The organism is Acidobacteriota bacterium, from assembly GCA_028875575.1.
Taxonomy (GTDB): domain Bacteria; phylum Acidobacteriota; class Terriglobia; order Versatilivoradales; family Versatilivoraceae; genus Versatilivorator.
Genome location: JAPPDF010000063.1, coordinates 1 through 2,511, shown reverse-complemented (window position 1 = coordinate 2,511; position 2,511 = coordinate 1). Strand labels below are relative to the sequence as shown.

General features: G+C 61.1%; 3 protein-coding genes. All 3 read left to right on the top strand.

What is annotated here, in order from left to right; genetic code table 11:
• Positions 1–197: signal peptidase II (locus tag OXI69_09575; GenBank protein MDE2666390.1), on the top strand; the 197-nt coding region annotated here is incomplete at its 5' end.
• An 11-nt stretch (positions 198–208) separates the two neighbouring features.
• On the top strand, positions 209–1,006 hold the full coding sequence (gene lgt / locus OXI69_09570; protein ID MDE2666389.1) for a prolipoprotein diacylglyceryl transferase: 798 nt from the start codon (positions 209–211) through the stop codon (positions 1,004–1,006).
• A gap of 273 nt (positions 1,007–1,279) precedes the next feature.
• Positions 1,280–2,242 carry an RluA family pseudouridine synthase gene (locus tag OXI69_09565; protein MDE2666388.1) on the top strand — a complete coding sequence of 321 codons (963 nt, stop codon included), beginning with the start codon at positions 1,280–1,282 and terminating at the stop codon, positions 2,240–2,242.
• The last annotated feature ends 269 nt before the right edge of the window (positions 2,243–2,511 follow it).

Here is a 2,511-nt window from a genome sequence, read left to right as displayed (position 1 = left end):
GCGCCGCCGGCAATCTCCACGACCGCCTCACATACGGCTACGTAACCGACTTCATCGATGTGTTCTACGGGAGCTATCATTGGCCGACCTTCAATCTGGCCGATTCCGCCATCACCATCGGAATCGGTCTGTTTCTGATTGAGATTCTGACCCAGGAACCCGACCCCGCGGGAAGTGGCCCATTGACGGAATCCTGAGAGGACCTCCATTGTTTCCCATACTGCTGGACTTCGGGTACTTTCCGCTCCACACCTATGGATTCCTGCTGGCATTGGCCTTTCTGACCGCGCTTTGGTTCACTGCCCGGGCCTCGGGACGGGAAGGCATCGACAAGGCGGCTGTCTACGATCTCGGGGTCTACATCGCAGTCTCTGCGCTGCTTGGAGCCAAACTTCTATTCCTGGTTACCGAATTTCGATACTATGCCGGCCATCCCGGCGACATTCTTTCTCTGGCTACCCTTCGTTCCGGAGGGGTCTACTACGGAGGGTTCATCCTGGCGGCCATCGCGGGCATCTGGATGAGTCGGCGAAAGGGACTACCGGTTTGGAAGGTGGCCGATCTCTGCGCTCCCGGCATTGCCTTGGGCCAGGCCATTGGAAGGCTCGGATGTTTCTCGGCGGGGTGCTGCCACGGCAAGCCCACCACCCAACCCTGGGGAATCGTCTTCAGCGATCCCTACAGCCACCAGGTGGTTGGGGTTCCGCTGGACGTTCCGCTGCACCCCGCTCAACTGTACCAGGCCGCCGCCAACCTGGCGCTGTTCGGCCTATTGTGGTTCAGCCTGAGCAGAAAGCGATTCGACGGCCAGGTGTTCATCTTCTATCTGGTGGGATACGCGGCCTCCCGCTTTGTGATCGAGTTCTTCCGAGGAGACGCCGGCCGTGGCTTCGTATTCGGCGGGGCGCTGTCCACCTCCCAGTTCATCGGTCTGCTTCTATTCCCCGCTGCTGCTGCTCTCTTTCTGCTGCTGAGGCAGCGGCCTCGCGCAGCATCGGATGGTTAACCCGCATTTCTCACCAGGTCGCTGAATGTACCTTAACGGGCCTTTTATATTCATCACTTTATCGGACCTGTTGTTACTTCTTGCAACTACACACGACGCTGGGCGCGCCCTGGCTTGTCCTTTCCTCCTCAGCGCGCACATGCTCGCTCGACCGTAGAAACCGCTACGCTCTTCGCTCACGAGCACGCGCTGAGGAGGAAATTACTGCGCCATGATCACGCCCCCTGGTGAGAAATGCGGGTTAACCCGCCTCCAGCCGGCGAGGCCAACCGAATGAGCCGCCCAATCCTTTCCAACCCGGAGCTGAAGCTTGTTCCCCGGCCCGGCGACCGCGGAATTCGCCTGGATCGATTCCTGCAGGATCATCTTCCCGACCGGAGCCGGGCCCGGATTCAAGCGCTGATTCAAGCCGGCCATGTCCGGATCGAAGGGAGTGCCTGCAAGGCCAGTTACCGGATCAAGGGCGGAGAGAACATTCGCATCCGTCTCGTTCCCCCCGGTCCCACCCGATTGGAGGCGGAACCCATCCCTCTGGAAATCGTCTACGAGGATGACGATCTGGCCGTGGTCAACAAGCGGGCCGGTATGGTTGTCCATCAGGGAGCCGGAGTACGGACCGGCACCCTGGTCAACGCCCTGCTCCACCGGTTTCGCTCACTTTCCGAGGCGGGAGGCGGAGAGCGGCCCGGCATCGTGCACCGTCTCGACAAGCAGACCTCGGGGTTAATGGTCATCGCCAGGAACGATTTCAGCCATCACCGGCTGGCTCGGCAGTTCCAGACACGGCAGGTGACCAAGAAATACGTCGCCCTGGTTCACGGCGTGGTTCAAAGGGAAACGGGCGAGATCCGGAGCGCCATCGGCCGGGACCGGATCCGACGCATCCGGATGACTACCCGGACCCGGCAGGCACGGCAAGCCCACACCGCCTATCGGGTCCTGGAGAGGCTTCCCAAGCTCACCCTTCTGGAATTGAATCTCAAGACCGGCCGGACTCACCAAATCCGGGTCCATCTCAGCTCGGAAAAGCACCCCGTGGTCGGGGACACCCTCTATGGAGCCCCTTCCCGTGTTCTCGCCGGCGAACCGGAACGCCCCCTGCCGCGGCTGGGACGTAACTTCCTGCACGCAGCCAACCTGGGATTCCACCACCCCCGGCACCTGACCCCCCTGGCGTTTTCCTCCCCGCTGCCCGAGGAACTGCAAGGCTTCCTGGAGCTTCTGCGGGAGGAGTAGAACGGATTTGCCCACCATCGCATCAGCCTTCGTTTGAGGGGTCGGGGACTGGCCCCCCCACCGCATCAGCCTTCGCCATCCGGCTCGGCTTCTGCGACTCCCCCTCCAGGGGGGAGTGATAGAGTTCTACTGGAAGCCTTTTGCTGGCCTCAATCACTCCCCCCTGGAGGGGGAGTCGGTGAGACGGTACAGACCGCATTCATCCTTTACATCATAAACCGCAAACATGGTTTACACGCTGATAGGGTATCGATCGAGGAGGATAGAGC

Excerpts from the sequence above, each read along its gene's own strand:
- OXI69_09565 (MDE2666388.1), top strand. The coding sequence starts at position 1,280 with ATGAGCCGCCCAATCCTTTCCAACCCGGAGCTGAAGCTTGTTCCCCGG.